The sequence below is a fragment of the Paenibacillus xanthanilyticus genome, assembly GCF_042682185.1.
Lineage (GTDB): Bacteria > Bacillota > Bacilli > Paenibacillales > Paenibacillaceae > Paenibacillus_Z > Paenibacillus_Z xanthanilyticus.
This window is the reverse complement of sequence record NZ_JBHUHA010000001.1, coordinates 1,112,569-1,128,817: the sequence shown is the minus strand read 5'-3', so window position 1 is coordinate 1,128,817 and position 16,249 is coordinate 1,112,569. Positions and strand designations below refer to the sequence as shown.

The 16,249-nt window shown below is 59.7% G+C and carries 14 protein-coding genes; 7 read left to right on the top strand and 7 right to left on the bottom strand.

What is annotated here, in order from left to right:
• Positions 1–98: 98 nt before the first annotated feature.
• Positions 99–1,001 (bottom strand): helix-turn-helix transcriptional regulator, encoded by a 903-nt coding sequence (locus ACFSKT_RS04745; RefSeq protein ID WP_377718907.1) that lies wholly within the window; start codon positions 999–1,001, stop codon positions 99–101.
• 476 nt (positions 1,002–1,477) lie between these two features.
• Entirely contained in the window at positions 1,478–2,566 is a 1,089-nt protein-coding gene (locus tag ACFSKT_RS04740) for a Gfo/Idh/MocA family protein (protein WP_377718906.1), read from the bottom strand.
• Positions 2,567–2,841: 275 nt separating this feature from the next.
• On the opposite strand from ACFSKT_RS04740, the gene ACFSKT_RS04735 reads away from it, so the two are divergent.
• From ACFSKT_RS04735 to ACFSKT_RS04705, 7 genes are all read left to right on the top strand, one after another.
• A complete protein-coding gene (locus ACFSKT_RS04735; RefSeq protein WP_377718905.1) occupies positions 2,842–3,822 on the top strand; it encodes a Gfo/Idh/MocA family protein in 981 nt (326 codons plus the stop codon).
• Between the two features lie 78 nt (positions 3,823–3,900).
• Positions 3,901–4,923 (top strand): AraC family transcriptional regulator, encoded by a 1,023-nt coding sequence (locus ACFSKT_RS04730; protein ID WP_377718904.1) that lies wholly within the window; start codon positions 3,901–3,903, stop codon positions 4,921–4,923.
• Complete coding sequence (locus ACFSKT_RS04725; RefSeq protein ID WP_377718903.1) at positions 4,920–6,056, top strand: Gfo/Idh/MocA family protein; 1,137 nt, start codon at positions 4,920–4,922, stop codon at positions 6,054–6,056. Before ACFSKT_RS04730 ends, ACFSKT_RS04725 begins: the two co-directional genes overlap by 4 nt.
• A 328-nt stretch (positions 6,057–6,384) precedes the next feature.
• A complete protein-coding gene (locus ACFSKT_RS04720) occupies positions 6,385–7,392 on the top strand; it encodes a LacI family DNA-binding transcriptional regulator (protein WP_377718902.1) in 1,008 nt (335 codons plus the stop codon).
• An 86-nt stretch (positions 7,393–7,478) separates the two neighbouring features.
• Complete coding sequence (locus tag ACFSKT_RS04715; RefSeq protein WP_377718901.1) at positions 7,479–8,654, top strand: Gfo/Idh/MocA family protein; 1,176 nt, start codon at positions 7,479–7,481, stop codon at positions 8,652–8,654.
• 8 nt (positions 8,655–8,662) lie between these two features.
• Entirely contained in the window at positions 8,663–9,289 is a 627-nt protein-coding gene (locus ACFSKT_RS04710) for a ThuA domain-containing protein (RefSeq protein WP_377718900.1), read from the top strand.
• Positions 9,290–9,328: 39 nt separating this feature from the next.
• Positions 9,329–10,423 carry a Gfo/Idh/MocA family protein gene (locus ACFSKT_RS04705; protein ID WP_377718899.1) on the top strand — a complete coding sequence of 365 codons (1,095 nt, stop codon included), beginning with the start codon at positions 9,329–9,331 and terminating at the stop codon, positions 10,421–10,423.
• A 194-nt stretch (positions 10,424–10,617) separates the two neighbouring features.
• Here the strand turns inward: ACFSKT_RS04705 and ACFSKT_RS04700 are convergent, their stop codons facing one another.
• The 5 genes from ACFSKT_RS04700 to ACFSKT_RS04680 all read right to left on the bottom strand — a co-directional run bounded on the left by ACFSKT_RS04700 (position 10,618) and on the right by ACFSKT_RS04680 (position 16,009).
• Positions 10,618–11,385, bottom strand: a complete 768-nt coding sequence (locus ACFSKT_RS04700; RefSeq protein ID WP_377718898.1) for a sugar phosphate isomerase/epimerase family protein — start codon at positions 11,383–11,385, stop codon at positions 10,618–10,620.
• 231 nt (positions 11,386–11,616) lie between these two features.
• A complete protein-coding gene (locus ACFSKT_RS04695; RefSeq protein WP_377718897.1) occupies positions 11,617–11,958 on the bottom strand; it encodes a LapA family protein in 342 nt (113 codons plus the stop codon).
• A gap of 123 nt (positions 11,959–12,081) precedes the next feature.
• The gene (locus tag ACFSKT_RS04690) at positions 12,082–12,798 is read right to left on the bottom strand and encodes a glycosyltransferase family 2 protein (RefSeq protein ID WP_377718896.1); all 717 of its coding nucleotides are present in this window, start codon (positions 12,796–12,798) and stop codon (positions 12,082–12,084) included.
• Complete coding sequence (locus ACFSKT_RS04685) at positions 12,799–13,536, bottom strand: glycosyltransferase family 2 protein (protein ID WP_377718895.1); 738 nt, start codon at positions 13,534–13,536, stop codon at positions 12,799–12,801. It lies immediately after the preceding gene.
• Positions 13,537–13,690: 154 nt separating this feature from the next.
• A complete protein-coding gene (locus ACFSKT_RS04680; RefSeq protein ID WP_377718894.1) occupies positions 13,691–16,009 on the bottom strand; it encodes a diguanylate cyclase domain-containing protein in 2,319 nt (772 codons plus the stop codon).
• Between the last annotated feature and the right edge of the window lie 240 nt (positions 16,010–16,249).

Here is a 16,249-nt window from a genome sequence, read left to right as displayed (position 1 = left end):
TGGCATAGGAAAGATTTGGTCATACAACCATATCAGCATATCGAATCACCGGGTGTCGGACTAGAGACCTAGGTTCCATATTTATGGGTGGAAATTCCTTATTTTGGCGAGTGGTTTGATTTGCGCAAAAGAGACGGCGCGACACCCTTGTATTGTTTGAACAGTTTCGTGAAGTAGTTCGGGTTGTCGCAGCCGATCTGCTCCGCGATCTCGGTCATCGTCAGATCCGATTCCAGCAGGAGCCTTTCGGCTTCGTTGACCTTGCATACGTGGACGTATTCGATAAAGGTGCGGCCGGTGAGCTTTTTGAACATTTTGCAGAAATGGTGCAGGCTCATGTTCATCGCGCGGGCGGCGTCGGCCGCGGAATGCTTGTCCGCATAGCGGGTTTCGAGATCAAGAATTAGCGCTTTGAATCTCTCTCGATTATGGATGAACGGCCGAGCTCGAAATTCCGGCAGCTGCAGCGGCAGGAACGCGCGCGACAGGTGGGTGAGCAGCATGTGCAGCTGTGCCTTGACGATCAGGAGGTAACCGGGCTCCTTGGACGCGAACTCGGCCGCGGCTTGATCGAGCAGGCCGTAATGCCGCATCACGTCCGGATTCGAGGCGGAGGGCTTCACGGGGTAGTGGACGCGCCCTTCCAGGAAGGGAAGCACGTATTGGGCATGGATCGGATCATGGACCCAATGCTGAAACAAGGCGCTGTTGAACACGATGGAGAGGAAGGCCACATCGCCCTCGCAGGAGCTGTAACCGACGTGAAGACCGCCGGCCGGCACGATCAACACGTCGCCGGGGACGGCTTCGTAAGGCTGGCTGTCGATATGGAACACGCCCGCGCCCTGCTGCATGACGATGATCTCGAAGTGCTCGTGCCAATGCAGAAAGAGGATTTGTTGGCCGTCTTTCGCATTCGGACAGCGGTTGAAGAAGAACTGGACGGGATGCGTCTTCTCGTCCAAACGGGTATGCTCGCGCAGCTCCTTGGGGTATGTCATCGGACCTTCACCTTTCGCAAAATCGGACTCGTCTTGCATAAGAGCGATAGAGAGAATCCGCAACGAGGCGGACTATAAATTAGATATGGAAAGCATGCCTGCGCACAAACAAAGCATGGCCAATAGACATGATGGCATCTGTGCGCTTGTTTGCGGTCTGCAATGTATACGCATTCATTATAGCTCTTGCCGTGCCTCAGCGCGATTAAGAATTGAAGGCGCGACGCATTAACCGACGAAGAGGAGCCCCCCCCATGCCATCGAAGATGACGAAGGGCTCCTCTGATTCATCAGCTCATTTGCACTCGCTTCCCGCTGCGATCGGCGAACAACCAGCGACTGATCTTAGTTGTCTTGGACGCGATGCAATCGGTTCGATAGTGACAACCCTGTCGCTGTCACGGTCGAAACGTGTCGCAAATCCGTACTATCCCATAAGTTAACGGGGGCAGCTATGCCGCGCCGTCAATCGCGTTCTAAGCTTGGTTCAAATACACCGCTTCGCCCGTGCGCGCGGATTCATAGAGCGCCTCGAGGATTTGGGAGACGACGTAGGCCTGCTCGGGCGTCACGATCGGGTCGGTATCCTGTTCGATCGCCTGCAGCCACATGCGCATCTCGACGTCCGCCGCATCCTCCGCTTTGCCGGAATAGAACGCCACGCCGCCGGCTTTCAGGTCGACTTCGGTCACGTACAGGCGGCTGTGCTGCTCGCCGTTGATGCGAAGCCCGTTCTTCATATCGGCGCCGGCTTCGGTGCCGCTCAGCGTACACTTGGCTTCGTCGACCTCCAGCGTATTGAGCGCCCAGCTCGACTCGAGCATGATGGTGGCGCCGTTCTCCATGACGATCATGCCGAAGGCGGAGTCTTCGACCGTGAACTTGGCCGGATCCCAAGGGCCCCAAGCGTTAGCGGCGTTCTCGCGCTGCGACAGCTTGTGATAGGAGGTCCCGAGCACGAGCTTCGGCTTGTAGTTGTCGAGCATCCACAACGTCAAGTCCAGCGCGTGGGTGCCGATGTCGATCAGCGGTCCGCCGCCTTGCTTTTCTTCGTCGAGGAACACGCCCCAAGTCGGCACCGCTCTGCGGCGCACGGCATGCGCTTTCGCAAAGTAGATGTCGCCGAGCGCGCCTTCTTCGCAAAGCCGCTTCAAATGGAGGCTGTCCGGCCGGTACCGGTTGTTATAGCCGATCGTCAGCTTCTTGCCGGTCCGCTTGGCCGCTTCGACCATTCGCTTGGCGTCCGCCGCGGTCTTGGCCATCGGCTTCTCGCACATCACGTGCTTGCCGGCTTCGAGCGCCGCGATCGCGATCTCGGCGTGGGAGTCGTTCGGCGTACAGACATGGACGATCTCGATCGTCTCGTCCTGCAGCAATTCCGTATACTGCGCGTAGACCGCGGCGTCATCCGTACCGTACTTCTCGCGGGCTTGCTCCGCGCGTTCGGAGACGATGTCGCAGAACGCGACCAGCTGCGCATTGGGCAGCTTGCTTAAGCTCGGCAGATGCTTGCCGTTGGCGATGCCCCCGCAGCCGATAATGCCAATTCGAAAGGTTTGAGTCATGTCCTTCCCATCCCCTTAGTTAGTTTTGTTTGGTAAAGCGCTGTCATGCTCGTTGGTCACTCCCAATGTAGCATAGCGCATGCGATGCGACTATTACGATTACGCGCAATCCGGACTATAAAATTACGACAGAAGGAGATTGGCGTCCGCAAGCAGAAGAAAGGATAATGTCGTAAATTTATAGTTGAAGTGGCGCGTTCATGCATAACATTAAAGCCGAACCTGTGATACCTTAACGGTGATGTCGTACATTCATAGATAGGGGCGAGCCAACCATGATTCGAATCGGGAAAATCAGTTATTGGCATGTGCATGCAGAAGAATACACGCAAGCAATCTTGAACCATCCGGACAGCGAGCTGGCCGCGATCTGGGACGAAGACGCCGAACGCGGGAAGCGGATGGCCGAGAAATACGGCGCGCCGTTCGTCTCGTCGCTCGAGGAACTGCTCGGCCGCGACGATATCGACGCCGTCGTCATCGATGCGCCGACCACGAAGCACCGCGACATTATGGTGCAGGCGGCCCGGGCGGGCAAGCATATTTTCACGGAGAAAGTGATCGCGCCGACGCTGCGGGAAGTGAATGAAGTGCGGAGCGAAGTCGAGAAGGCCGGGGTCCGCATGGCTGTCTCGCTGCCGAGACTGTACGATGCCTATACCGTTGCAATACGCGGCGTGCTGGAATCGGGCCGACTCGGGACGCTGACGCAGGCGCGCGTGCGCTTATCCCACAACGGGGCGACCGCGAACTGGCTGCCGGCGCATTTCTATAACAAGAGCGAGACCGCGGGCGGCGCCATGATCGATCTGGGCTGTCATCCGATGTATCTCGTCCGTCTGTTCCTCGGCCAGCCCGAGCAGGTAAGCGCGCAATATGGGTATGTGACGGGCAAAGAGGTCGAGGACAACGCGATCGTGCTGCTCGGCTGCGCGAATGGCGCGATTGGCGTCGTCGAAGCGGGCTTCGTGAATGACCGTTCGCCGTTCTCGATCGAGCTTCACGGCACGAAGGGAACCTTATTGTACGGATTGCCGGAGAACAAGCTTCTGGTCAGCAATCAAGAGGGCTGGGAAGAAGTGCCGGTGGGCGACCGCGAGCCGATGGCGTTCCAACAATGGATCGCGCACATTCAGCACGGGACGGAAGCCGAGGAGAACCTGACGTTCGCCCGCGATTTGACCGCACTGATGGAAGCGGCGAATCGGTCCGCCCAATCCGGCCGGTCCGTAAGGTTGGACGAACTCGAGCAATAAAGAGCCCTATCAAATAAAACGCTGATCGATCATGCGAATATCTCATTTTGCATGATCGGTCGGAGGAGGGGGAAGGCGATGAAGAAGCAGGAGGAACCCGGAATCGCGGCCGCGAAGGAGCAGCTGCGCCAATATGATTTGTTCACCCGGCTGTGGTCGAACCGGAGATGGGACGTGCTGGACCGGCTGGACCTGCAATTCCGTTGGGGCGGTTACGGCGTCCGGGTGCTGCGCTGCCATCTGACCGCCTTCTCGCCGGGCCAGACGATCTCGTTCCACCAACATTCCGAGTACGAGCTGCATTTTATCCCGCAAGGGCGCGGGAAGGTGGCGTTCCAACATCATGAATACGAGCTGAAGGCGGGCATGTTCTACATTACCGGCCCCGGGGTCATGCATCAGCAGTGGTCCGATGAGGAAGAGCCGATGTACGAGTTCTGCCTGCATGTCGACATTCAACCGCTGGATGAAGGCGGGGCGGCGGTCGGCGCGGCGTGGGGCGAGACGATCGAGCGCGGCGAAGCCGAGGAATGCGTGCGCTTGCTTGGCAGCTCCTCCGCGATTCCCGTCGCCGACCGGTTCAACGCGATGAACTGCTTCATGGACGCGTATCGCATCTATGACGAGCAGCGCGTCGGGTTCTATACCTCGCTGAAGAGCGCCATCATTCAAATCCTGCTTCGCGCCGTCCGGCCGTTCGCCCCGGCGGAGCAAACCGTGTCGATCCCGGAGCGGGACATGAACGCCCACCGGTATCGGCAGGCGAAGCAATATATGGAGGACAACGCCTCTAGACCGATCACGCTGGAGGAAGTCGCGCTGGCGGCCGGAGTGAGCCCTCGGCAGCTGCAGCGGATTTTCGTCCAGGAGGGGAGTCTGTCGTTCCGGGAAGAGCTTGAAGAGATGCGAATGACGCGCATCTGCTCGGACCTTGCCGTCAGCACGAAGCCGATCGACGCGATCGCGCAGGCGCACGGCTACGCCAACGTCAACTACTTGTACCCCGTCTTCAAGAAGAAATTCGGCCTGACGCCAGCCGCGTACCGCAAGCGCCAAGCGATGGCCAAAACGAATCCCCTCCAGAAGGAGACATCCGAATGAACAACGTAAGAATCGGAATTATCGGCAGCGGAGGCATCGCGGGCGCGCATGCGGCCGCATACCGCAAGCTGCCCTTCGTCGACGTCGTCGCCGTCGCGGATATCGTGCCCGGGCGCGCGGCCGCGTTCATCGAGCGTCACGGCCTCGGCGATGTAGCCGCGTACGACAGCCATGCCGAGCTGCTCCGCCAAGAGCTCGACGCGGTCAGCATCTGTACGCCCAACGCCTCTCACCATCGGATCGCCGTGGACGCTCTCCGGGCGGGCAAGCAGGTGCTGCTCGAGAAGCCCATGTCGGTCACGCTCCAGGAAGGGCTCGAGATGGTCGAAGCATCGCGCGAATCCGGCTGCATGCTGTCCATCGGGTTCCAGCCGCGGTATGACCCGAACATGAAGCTGCTGCAGCGGATCGTGCAGAGCGGACGTCTGGGGCAGGTGTACTACGCGGAGACGGGCGGCGGACGCCGTCGCGGCATGCCGGGCGGCACGTTCATCCGCAAGGAGCTGGCCGGCGCCGGCGCGATGGCCGACATCGGCTGCTACTCGCTCGACATGGCGCTGAACACGATGGGACATCCGCGCCCGGTGGCGGTGTCGGCGTTCACGTCGAACCATTTCGGCCGCAATCCGCTCTATCATCGGGAAGCCGACCAGTTCGAGGTCGAGGATTTCGGCGCGGCGATGGTGCGTTTCGAGAATGACATGGTGCTCCAATTCAAAATTTCGTGGGCGATGCACATGGATTCGCTCGGCTCGACGATGTTCCTCGGCACGGATGCGGGGCTGAAGGTGCAGCCGTTCGGGACGGGGCCGTGGTCCGGCGTCTGGGATGGCAAAATCGGCGGCATGACCTTGTTCCACGATGAGTTCGGCGGGCATACGACGACCGAGGTGCCGCTGATCGGCCATGATTTGGATCTATTCTTCGAGAAGATCAGAGATTTCGCGGAGGCCGTCCGCGATGGACGTCCCGCGCCGATCCCGGCCGACGAAATCGTCATTCAGCAGGCGATCATCGACGGGATACTCCGGTCTGCCGAAGCGAAGCGCGAGGTGTCGGTCGAGCTGCCCTATGGCATAGGACGCGAATCCGGGGAATCGGCGGAAGCGACGGACGATCAAGCTGCCAGCTGATAAGTGGACGATCAATGAACGCAGTGCGGCGACGGCGAACGCGGGTTCGCTGTAGCTGCTCCGCAATGGTGGATGGCCTCTTCGCCATCGGTTTAATGCGCCGTTTAGGTGCTTTGAACCGAGGCGAAGGGGCTTTTGCGAAATACAAGAATGTATAGTTTCACGTTTATTTATTCATCTTGTATTTCGACTAAAAGACGGCGACGGCCGTTTCGCCTTGACAACTTGGTTATTGACAGACAATTCTTGCGCATGCGAAAATGTACGCGCGTACATATTTATCATTCAGCATATCGAAGGCGGAGGAATCTCTATCAACAGAAAAGAAGTGGCCAGGCTCGCCGGCGTCTCCGAGGCGACCGTATCCCGGGTACTGAACGGCGTCGGCCCGATCAAGGAGAAGACGAGAGAACGCGTCATGGAGGCGGCGAAAGCGCTTAATTACGTGCCGAGCGCGCTCGCGCAGGGCTTCGCCCGCAAGCGCAGCGGGAATCTGGGCGTCATCCTGCCGCTGCTGCCGAAGGTGAATCTGTTCTCCACGCATTACTTCTCGGAGCTGCTCAGCGGCATCGGCGCTGCGGCGAGGCGGCACGGCTACGACCTGCTTCTTCTGTTCCGCGAACCCGATGAACCGCGCGAATACGAGCGTTTGTTCCAGGCCCAGAAGATCGACGCCTGTCTGATTCTCGGCGCGCAGGACATCGAGCCCGAGCGGCTTGCGCTGGCGGAGCTTGCGGCGGCCGGCCGGCAATTTTGCCTGGTGAGCCAGCGATTCGCGGGAGCCGGCTATAACACGGTAGACGCGGATCATGCCGAAGGGACGCGGGCGGCGGTCCATCATTTGCTGAATCGTGGCTATTCCCGGATCTGGTTCTTGAACGGACCTCCGTCGTATTCGAACAGCGCGGATCGGCTGCAAGGGTATCAAGAGGCGCTGCTGGAGCGCGGTGCGGCGTTCGAACCGGGGCATGTGCTGGTCGGCAATTACAGCCGAACGAGCGGTTACCGGCTGTCGGCCGAAATCGAGCAGCGCCTTCGTTCGGGCGAGGTGGACGCGATTGTGGCGGGCAGCGACCGGATGGCGATCGGCGTGCTGCAAGGGTTGAAGGAGAAGGGGCTGCTCGCTGGTCGCGATTATGGTCTCGTCGGCTGCGACGATACCGAAGGGGCGAAGCTGACCGAGCCCATGCTGTCCTCGGTCGCGGTGCCTTTCTACGAGATGGGGAGCCAGGCCGCCCATCAATTGCTCGCTCCGCTCTCGAAGGGAGAGACGTCCTCGTCCTTCGAGCTCAAGCTGCCGGTCGAGCTGATCGCGCGTGGATCGTCGGGCGGTTAACGTCCAGCGTTTCCGTTCGGGCACAAGCAGGAATCAATCATTCATGCACATCCATTTTCCAAGGAGAAGAAAGGTGGAGCTGCCAAATGAAATCCGTTAACGTCGGCATGGTCGGCTATAAATTTATGGGCAAGGCGCACAGCAACGCGTACCGCGCGCTTCCGATGTTCTTCCCGCAATCGGCGGCGAAACCCGTCATGAAAGCGATTTGCGGCCGCGACGCGGACGCGCTGGAAGCGGCGCGCGCGCAATTCGGCTGGGAGAGCGCCGTGACGGACTGGCGCGAGCTGGTGAAGCGTGACGATATCGATGTGATCGATATCAACGCCCCGAGCGACGCGCACAAGGAGATCGCGCTGGCCGCGGCCGCCGAAGGCAAGCATATTTTCTGCGAGAAGCCGCTTGCCCTTACGCTGTCCGACAGCGTGGAGATGCTGAAGGCGGCCGAAGCCGCGGGCGTCAAGCATATGGTCGGCTTCAATTACCGGTTCGCGCCGGCGGTGCAGCTGGCGAAGAAGCTGATCAGCGAGGGCCGCATCGGAGAGATCTACCACTTCCGCGGCTGGTTCCTGCAGGACTGGATTCTCGATCCGAGCTTCCCGCTCGTCTGGCGGCTGCAGAAGGAGATCGCCGGCTCCGGCTCCCATGGCGACCTTGGCGCGCACGTCATCGATCTGGCCCGCTACCTGGTCGGCGAATTCCGCGAAGTGATCGGCATGAGCGAGACGTTCGTCAAGGAACGGCCGATGCCGACCGCGATGACGGGCTTGTCGGCCAAGGGCGACAAGGACGCGCCGCGCGGCGCGGTTACCGTGGACGACGCGACGCTGTTCCTGTCCCGCTTCGAGAACGGCGCGCTGGGCAGCATCGAAGCGACGCGGTTCGCCGCCGGCCATCGCTGTACGAATGCGTTCGAGATCAACGGCAGCAAAGGCAGCATCAAGTTCGATTTTGAGCGGGTGAACGAGCTGCAGGTGTATTTCACGGACGATGCGGATGACGTGCAGGGCTTCCGTCGCGTGCTGGCGACCGACGCGTCGCATGCCTACATGGATGCGTGGTGGCCGGCCGGTCATACGATCGGGTACGAGCACACGTTCACGCATGAGGTCTTGGAGTTGATGCACGCCATTGCCGAGGACCGTCCGGCTTCGCCGAGCTTCGTCGACGGAGTCGCGTGCCAGGCCGTGCTGGAAGCCGTGGACCGCTCCATCGCGGAGCGCCGCTGGGTGTCGTTAAGCGAATTCGAGGAAAGCAGGTAGATGCGGATATGCGGAATGCGTTGATCGTATGGGGCGGATGGGACGGCCATCAGCCGAAGGAAGTGGGCGAGATTTTCGCCGATGTGCTACGCAAGGAATCATTCGACGTGACGGTAAGCGACTCGCTGGACGCGTTCGCGGATGCGGAGCTGATGGCGAAGCAGGATCTGATCGTGCCGGTCTGGACGATGGGCACGATCACGAAGGAGCAGCTTAAGCCGCTGCTCGACACGGTGAGCGCCGGCTGCGGCATCGCGGGCTGTCACGGCGGCATGGGCGACTCGTTCCGCAATGAAGTCGAATTCCAGCACATGGTCGGCGGACAATGGGTGGCGCATCCGGGCAATGACGGCGTGCGGTATATGGTCAACATGGTGAGCGAGGACGAACCGTTGACGGCGGGGATCGGCGATTTCGAGGTGTGCTCGGAGCAGTATTACATGCACGTCGATCCGGCGATCAAGGTGCACGCGACGACTTCGTTCGGCGATGTGGCGATGCCGGTCGTCTGGACCAAGACGTGGGGCAGCGGGCGCGTCTATTACAACTCGCTCGGCCATCAGGCGAACATCGTGGCGATGCCGCAGACGCTCGAACTGATGCGGCGCGGATTTCTGTGGGCGGCAAGAGGGTAGCGAAGGGCGTACGCGAGAAGCGAATGGAGGAATTGACGCATGAAACCGATTAAGACGGGCATTATCGGCTGCGGCAATATTAGCCGGATTTATTTTAAGAATTTGCTGGAGTACCCCGAGATCGATCTCGTCGCCGCGGCCGATCTGGATATCGAGCGCGCGCGGGAGCGTGCCGAGGAATACGGCGTCGCGAAGGCGTACACGGTCGACGAGCTGTTGGCTGACCCGGAGATCGAGATCGTCGTGAATCTCACGATTCCCGCGGCGCACGCCTCGATCTGCAAGCGCGCGCTCGAAGCCGGGAAGCATGTCTACGTCGAGAAGCCGCTTGCGGTCACCCGCGAGGAAGGCCGCGAGGTGCTGGCGCTCGCGGCGGAGAAGGGACTGCGCGTGGCCAGCGCGCCCGAGACGTTCCTTGGCGGCGGCATTCAGACCTGCCGCAAGCTGATCGACGAAGGCGCGATCGGCCAGCCGGTCTCGGTCTCCGGCTTCATGCTGGGCGGCGGCCACGAGAGCTGGCATCCGGATCCGGAGTTCTATTACGCGATCGGCGGCGGACCGATGTTCGATATGGGCCCGTATTATTTGACGGCGTTCGTGACGCTGCTCGGTCCGATCCGTCGCGTCACCGGCAGCGCGGTGATCACGTACCCGGAGCGCACGATCACGAGCGAGAAGAAGCGTGGGCAGACGATTAAGGTCGAGACGCCGACGCATCTTGCGGGCGTGCTGGATTTTGCCAGCGGCGCGGTCGGCACGCTGATCACGAGCTTCGACGCGAAGGCGGGGACGTCGCTGCCGAACATCGAGATTCATGGCAGCGCGGGGACGCTGCTCGTGCCGGATCCGAACAACTTCGGCGGCACCGTGAAGCTGCGCCGCGCGGGCGGCGACTGGGAAGAGATCCCGCTGACGCACGGCTACACGCACAACAACCGCGGCATCGGCGTGGCGGACATGGCCCGCGCCATCGCGGAGAACCGCCCGCACCGCGCCAGCGGCGAGATGGCGTACCACGTGCTTGAAGCGATGCACGGCATCCACGATGCTTCGCGCGACGGCGTACACTATATCATGGCGAGCAGCTGCGCGAGACCGGAACCGATGCCGGCGCTGGCCGCGCAAGGAAGCTAAGCATTAAAGCTAAGCATTAAAGCTAAGCATTGAAGCGAAGGGCCCTTCTTGGTGAAGGGCTCTTTTGCCTGTGCTGCGACATGGAGTCGAAAGGAATGTAAATGAAAAGCTGGCACGGTCAATGACCGGCCAGCTCTATCGGACGATATATCCATATACTAGCGAATAACTGCGCTGTTACGCGGACGTCCCGCCTACAGGACGCCGTTCTCGCGGAAGAAGCGCAAGCAAATCTCGGCGCTCTCCAGCGACGACGAAGCGAATTCTTCCTGCTCGACGATGTAATACCGGACGCCCGCGTCCTCCGCGATCGCCAGGACGCTCTTCAGGTCGACCGTGCCCGTGCCGACTTCGGTATCCTTGCGGCCGTCGCCGAAATCCTTGAAGTGGGCGAGCGGCACGCGTCCCGCGTATTTGCTCACGTATTCGGCCGGGTTGTGACCGGCGACGTGCACCCAGCCCAAGTCGAACTCGGCGATCAAATATTCGGCCGGCACCAGTTCCAGCAAATGATCGATGACCGGCTTGCCTTCGACGAGACGGAATTCGAAATCGTGGTTATGGTAGCCGAACTTCAGACCCGCTTCGGTCACTTGCTTGCCGGCTTGTTCCAAAATGGAAGCGAGCTGCTTCACATCCTCGATCGTCGGGCTTTCCGGCACCGGCGCGGCGGGGACGACGATATAGGTAAGACCGATTTCCTTGGCATAGTCGATTTGCTTGGCCAGATCGCTCCACATCTTGTCCGGTTCCTTGAAGTTCAAGCCGACATGCGCGGATGGCGCCTCCAGGTTCAATTCTTCTAAAAGCGCTTTCAACTCTGCCGCGGGCGTGTTGAAATACCCGGCAAACTCCACCGCCCGATACCCCATTGCCGCCACTTTACGTATCGTGCCCAGAAAATCCTTCTCCGTTTGATCGCGCAGCGTATACAACTGCAACCCGACTATCGGTTTAGCCATACGTGGTTCACTCCCGAGATTTAGAATGGAAAATGCTGCTTTCTCTCCTCATTATAACGTGTCTACCGGCGCAAACGAGACAGGCTTTGGGGAAAATGTTATGGTTTATTGCCTATTCGCCGTCCGATGCCGCCACGGCAAAAACCCCTATTGTACCGATAGGCCGCACGCCTAACGCGAACAAAGGGGGACACGATGGGATAGCCAGATGTAGACGCTCTACGGCGCTTATTACGTCAAACGTTCTTGAGTGCGATCCGGCTCGTCCAGCGGACCGGAAGACGCTGCTTTGACCTGCGCCGCAGGGACGTAATCGCCTTCAAAGCTTTGCAGCCCCGCAGCCTGCTTCTCCAACGCCCGAATACGGCGGGTCAGCCGGTATTGGCGCACGAGGCCGAAGAGGCCGACGGCGAGTCCGCCGAACAGCGCCGACCCGATAATAACCAAAATAAGCGGCACGTTCGACTGCCCCCATACATAGTCGACCGGTACGGCTTCCACGTTGACGACGGCGAAGAGCGCAATGATGAGCGCGAACAAGAACGCGACGATGATCGACGCTTGTACTTTCATGTTCATCCTCCTGACGATTCGATCCTACTTTAACCTTATCCCATTCGACCGGCTTTCAATCAAGCGTCGCAAAAAAGCCTATGCCTCGTCAGTGTGCGGCATAGGCAGCGTTACAAGCCGCTTTTACTTGCTTACAAAACTTCGAAAATCCGTTACTTTCAGCTTGCGGACATTCTGCGAGAGCAGCTTCCGGTCCCGCACCCGCCACGTATGCGCCATGCGGTCCGCTTGGCGGACCGCGGCGAAGTTATGGCGGCTGCCGGCGTAGACGGCATAGCCGGCCTCCCGCGCGTCGGCGCAGAATCGCACGCATTCGCCGCGGTTCGCGTCGCGGAATCGGATGCGGCGAAGCACGCTCCGTTTGAAGAGGAGCGTCGCGCCTTGAACCTGATCGACAGGACGGTTCTCCATGCGGCGATAACGAAGCAGCAGCAAGCCGCGTCCGCTCAAATACATATAGTGCGCGCGTTTGCCGACGATATCCGCGTTCGTGCGCAGCATGGTGTCCACGCTCTCCGACAGGTAGTTCGGCGCGTAATAGTCGTCGTCGTCGAATTTGGCGATCCAGTCATAACGCGCGAGTCCTGCGGCGTAATTCAGACAAGCGCCGAGCGAGGTTTCCGGCGGCAGCGCGGCAATGCGAATGGTCCGGTCATCGCGCGCGGCACGGTAATAGTCGGCCAATGGTTCTTCGTCATGATTGATGAGGATGACCAGTTCTTTGTACGGGTAACGCTGCCGGGCGTAGTTGTCGATCAAGTTGCGCAATAAGGCCGGACGCTTCGTGCAGACGAGGACGGAGACGGGCGGAGCCGAGCTGCTGGAACGGGAGAGACGCATTCAATCCACGCCTTCGGGACGGCGCTGCACGAACCGTTTGTATTTGCGGACGCCGGGCACCCGTTTATGATGCTTCAGCAGCGTGCTATCGCTGATCACCCAGGTGTGCTGGACCGAGTTTTTGCGCCGGACCGCCGCGAAATTGGATTTGCCGCCCGAATAGACGACGTAACCAAGTCTGCGGCTGCGGAGGCAGAATAGGTCATCCTCGCCGACGCTAATATCGGGGAAACGAACGCGCAGGGCCACTTTGCGCTTCATGATCAGCGTGGCGCCGGGCAGCACGGCGACTTTACGGTGCTCGTCTCGGGGAAAGCGGTGAATGAGCGTGCGAGAACCTTTCAAATACATATAGTGGGAGCGTTTGCCAATTACGTCTGCGCCGGAATCTCGGAAGGTGAGCAGTCCTTCGGTCAAATAGTAGGGAGCGTAATAATCATCGTCGTCGAACTTAGCCACATAGCCGAAGCGGGCTTGCCGTACCGCGAAATTCAAGCACGCGCCGAGCGATCGTTTCCCGGGCTGCCGATAGAGGCGGACATTGCCCATCGCTTGGGCGATTTTCATATAGGGGGCAAGCGGAATTTGGTCATCGTTTACGACCAAAATGAGTTCTTTCCGCTCATGGCGCTGGCTTGCGAAATTCTTAAAGAGATTGTCGATATAGGCGGCCCGATTCGTGCATGTCACGACGGATACGCCTAACTGCGCGAGCTGCTCTCGCAGTCTGTCATTCATGGCATCGATCCCCTTGCTATCGTCGGATTCTAGTACTACCATATGACGCGGATGCAAGAGGGCAACGGCTTATGAGTAGAATTTTCCTTCACTCGCCAAAAAAAGCGGCCCGCCTGCATGACGCCGGCGTCCGCTTATAGACCTGAATCGCTGCTTAGTCCGCCCCGATCACCTGGTTGCGGCCTTCCTGCTTGGCGCGGTACAGCATCCGGTCTGCCAGATTGACGAGGTCGCCGGGATCGCGTCCGGCAACCGCCCGAAGACTGGCGGCCCCGATGCTGACCGTAACGTAGTCGTCGGCATTCGAGGTGGAATGCGGGATCGCCAGCTCCGCGACGCCGAAGCGGAAGGTGCCGGCGGCCCGCAGCGCTGCTTCCAGATTCCCGCGAGGCAGCAGCAGGACGAATTCCTCGCCGCCGTACCGGGCGGCGAGCGCGCCTTCTCCGGCCGCTGCTGCCGCATGCTCGAGCGCTTGCGCGACCTGCTTCAGGCAGTGGTCCCCTTCGGGGTGCCCATACGTGTCGTTATAATTTTTGAAGAAATCGATATCGCATAGAAGGAGCGCCACCGTCGTCTCATGCTGGACCGCATGCGCCCATGCATCCGTTAGGCGCTCTTCAAAATGCCTTCGGTTCGCAATGCCCGTCAATCCGTCCCGCACCGCCAAATCGGTGAGCAGCTGGTTGGCGGCTTCGAGTTTCATCTGCGCTTGCTTGCGTTCGGTGACATCGCGGACGATGAGCATGACGCCGACTTGGTCGTGATACGGGATCGCCGCGACCGCAATCTCGACGTCGATGAGACTGCCGTCCATCCGAATGTAGCGGCTATCCCAATTCTCGAGCGGCTCGCTCTCCAGCGTCACGTTTTGCAGCGCATGCCGGACCGCGTCGCGGTCTTCCTCGTGCACGAAATCGAGCACTTCTCGCCCGATCAGGTCATTCTCGTCCGAGGCGCCGATGAGGCGAAGCGCTTGGGCGTTGACGAAGCCGATGCGGCCCACCGTCACGACGACGATCGCCTCCGGACTAAGTTCGATCAGCCTGCGGTGCCGCAGCTCGCTCTCCCGCAGTTCTTTCTCCACCAGTTTTCGAACCGTAACATCCCGAATTATCCCGATGAACAGCGTAAAGCCGGTGCGGTCATGGTTGTTAATGGTTAGTTCAAGCGGAAACTCGGTGCCGTTCTTGCGCAAGCCGTACATTTCGATCAGCTTGTTCATGACCGTGGAGGTGCCGGATTCGGCCGCGCGCGCGTATCCTTCTTCATGCGCCCGGCGATAGCGTTCGGGCATGATCATCGTCAGCGATTGGCCTGCGACCTCCCCGGCTGTGTATCCGAACATGCGCTCCGCGCCGCGGTTCCAATGTATGATTCGGCCAGCCTTGTCGGCGATGACGATGGCGTCCGACGTCGCCTCGCTGATGATCTGAAAGTTGGCTTCCGCGTTCTTGTGCGCGATGCCCATGCCGATGAGGGGACTCAAGAACGAGAATGCCATCTCGTCCGCCACCGAGAACGTGCCGGCTTTGCTAGCCCCGATATTGGCGAGCGCGACCGCTTTATCCCCATGGAAGAAGGGAATTTGCGCGGAGGAGCGCACGCCTTGCCGATAGAGCTCGTCATCCTCGGGATTATGCGGACGGTGTCGGTTCCAATCCGTATAGAAGACCGATTTGCGGGTTCTTAACGCTTGCCGGCTTTGGGCGTCCTCCGGCACGAGGCGTTTGATCCGCTCCTGCCGGCCGCCTTCGATGCGCAGGACGAGCAGCAGCTGTCCTTGTTGAATGATGCAGAAGGTGCCGAATTCCGCGCCGAACAGCTCCATGAGGCGCTTCAACGTGGCGGCGTAAATTTCCGAAGCGTCCTTGGTCTCGTAATACACCTTCGCCAGCGACGTGAACGCCGTCTTAATCTGGTGCTCTTCATTGACCCGCTGCTGCAAGCCGAGGACGAGCATGCTGTATATGCCGCAGGCAAGGATGAAGAAAGCATAGGCTGGCAGCGCCTCCAGCGCTTGCTCGGGCAGCTGCAGATATATTGTGAAGACGCTGATCGTCAACGTCGCGCCGATCATGAATAGCCATTTTAGCGTATAGCGATGCACCTTGGTGCTGATCCAACCTGTGGCGAAGGCCATAAGGAACGCGCTCGCCATTGCAAGGTAGGCAGCTGTGCTGACGCCGAAGTACGAGACGCGGAATAGCGCGATCATGAGGGCGGTGATGAAGGAAGCGGGCAAACCTCCGAAATTAGCGGCCATGATGATCGCGATCTGCCTCGCGTCAAGGAGAACGGTGTTGCTTAAATTAATCGTGAACAGCATGAGCAGAATGCCGATGGACCCGCTGATCACGCCGATGAACAATCGACGGATGAACGGCCTGACATCCGTGAATTTGCGCAGCAGCCATCCGCCAAGCAGCACCTCGATCGTCAAGACCGCGAAGTTATTGAACAAATGTTGGATCATGCCGCCCTCCATGCTTCGATCTGCCGTACTTTCTCTGAATAACCAGTATTTCCGAAAAGAGAGGGCGCGATTCACCTAAGCCTGGTTGGCACCGCCGATTGGACAAGGCTTAGGTGTCCGACTGTCCAGTCAAGTTCGCGAGTTACCGGGAGGATTCGAGGTTCGACAGGGGATAAAAGGAGAAGCGCTTTTCAGGTCGATTTCTATTTTTATCCCTTTCTTCATCGCGTATACTGAGAG

What these genes read in the sequence shown, in the direction of transcription:
- ACFSKT_RS04745 (WP_377718907.1), bottom strand. Translation starts at nt 1,001, where the DNA reads ATGACATACCCCAAGGAGCTGCGCGAGCATACCCGTTTGGACGAGAAG.
- ACFSKT_RS04705 (WP_377718899.1), top strand. Translation starts at nt 9,329, where the DNA reads ATGAAACCGATTAAGACGGGCATTATCGGCTGCGGCAATATTAGCCGG.
- ACFSKT_RS04680 (WP_377718894.1), bottom strand. Translation starts at nt 16,009, where the DNA reads ATGATCCAACATTTGTTCAATAACTTCGCGGTCTTGACGATCGAGGTG.
- ACFSKT_RS04725 (WP_377718903.1), top strand. Translation starts at nt 4,920, where the DNA reads ATGAACAACGTAAGAATCGGAATTATCGGCAGCGGAGGCATCGCGGGC.
- ACFSKT_RS04710 (WP_377718900.1), top strand. Translation starts at nt 8,663, where the DNA reads ATGCGGAATGCGTTGATCGTATGGGGCGGATGGGACGGCCATCAGCCG.
- ACFSKT_RS04700 (WP_377718898.1), bottom strand. Translation starts at nt 11,385, where the DNA reads ATGGCTAAACCGATAGTCGGGTTGCAGTTGTATACGCTGCGCGATCAA.
- ACFSKT_RS04740 (WP_377718906.1), bottom strand. Translation starts at nt 2,566, where the DNA reads ATGACTCAAACCTTTCGAATTGGCATTATCGGCTGCGGGGGCATCGCC.
- ACFSKT_RS04685 (WP_377718895.1), bottom strand. Translation starts at nt 13,536, where the DNA reads ATGAATGACAGACTGCGAGAGCAGCTCGCGCAGTTAGGCGTATCCGTC.
- ACFSKT_RS04695 (WP_377718897.1), bottom strand. Translation starts at nt 11,958, where the DNA reads ATGAAAGTACAAGCGTCGATCATCGTCGCGTTCTTGTTCGCGCTCATC.
- ACFSKT_RS04690 (WP_377718896.1), bottom strand. Translation starts at nt 12,798, where the DNA reads ATGCGTCTCTCCCGTTCCAGCAGCTCGGCTCCGCCCGTCTCCGTCCTC.
- ACFSKT_RS04730 (WP_377718904.1), top strand. Translation starts at nt 3,901, where the DNA reads ATGAAGAAGCAGGAGGAACCCGGAATCGCGGCCGCGAAGGAGCAGCTG.
- ACFSKT_RS04735 (WP_377718905.1), top strand. Translation starts at nt 2,842, where the DNA reads ATGATTCGAATCGGGAAAATCAGTTATTGGCATGTGCATGCAGAAGAA.
- ACFSKT_RS04715 (WP_377718901.1), top strand. Translation starts at nt 7,479, where the DNA reads ATGAAATCCGTTAACGTCGGCATGGTCGGCTATAAATTTATGGGCAAG.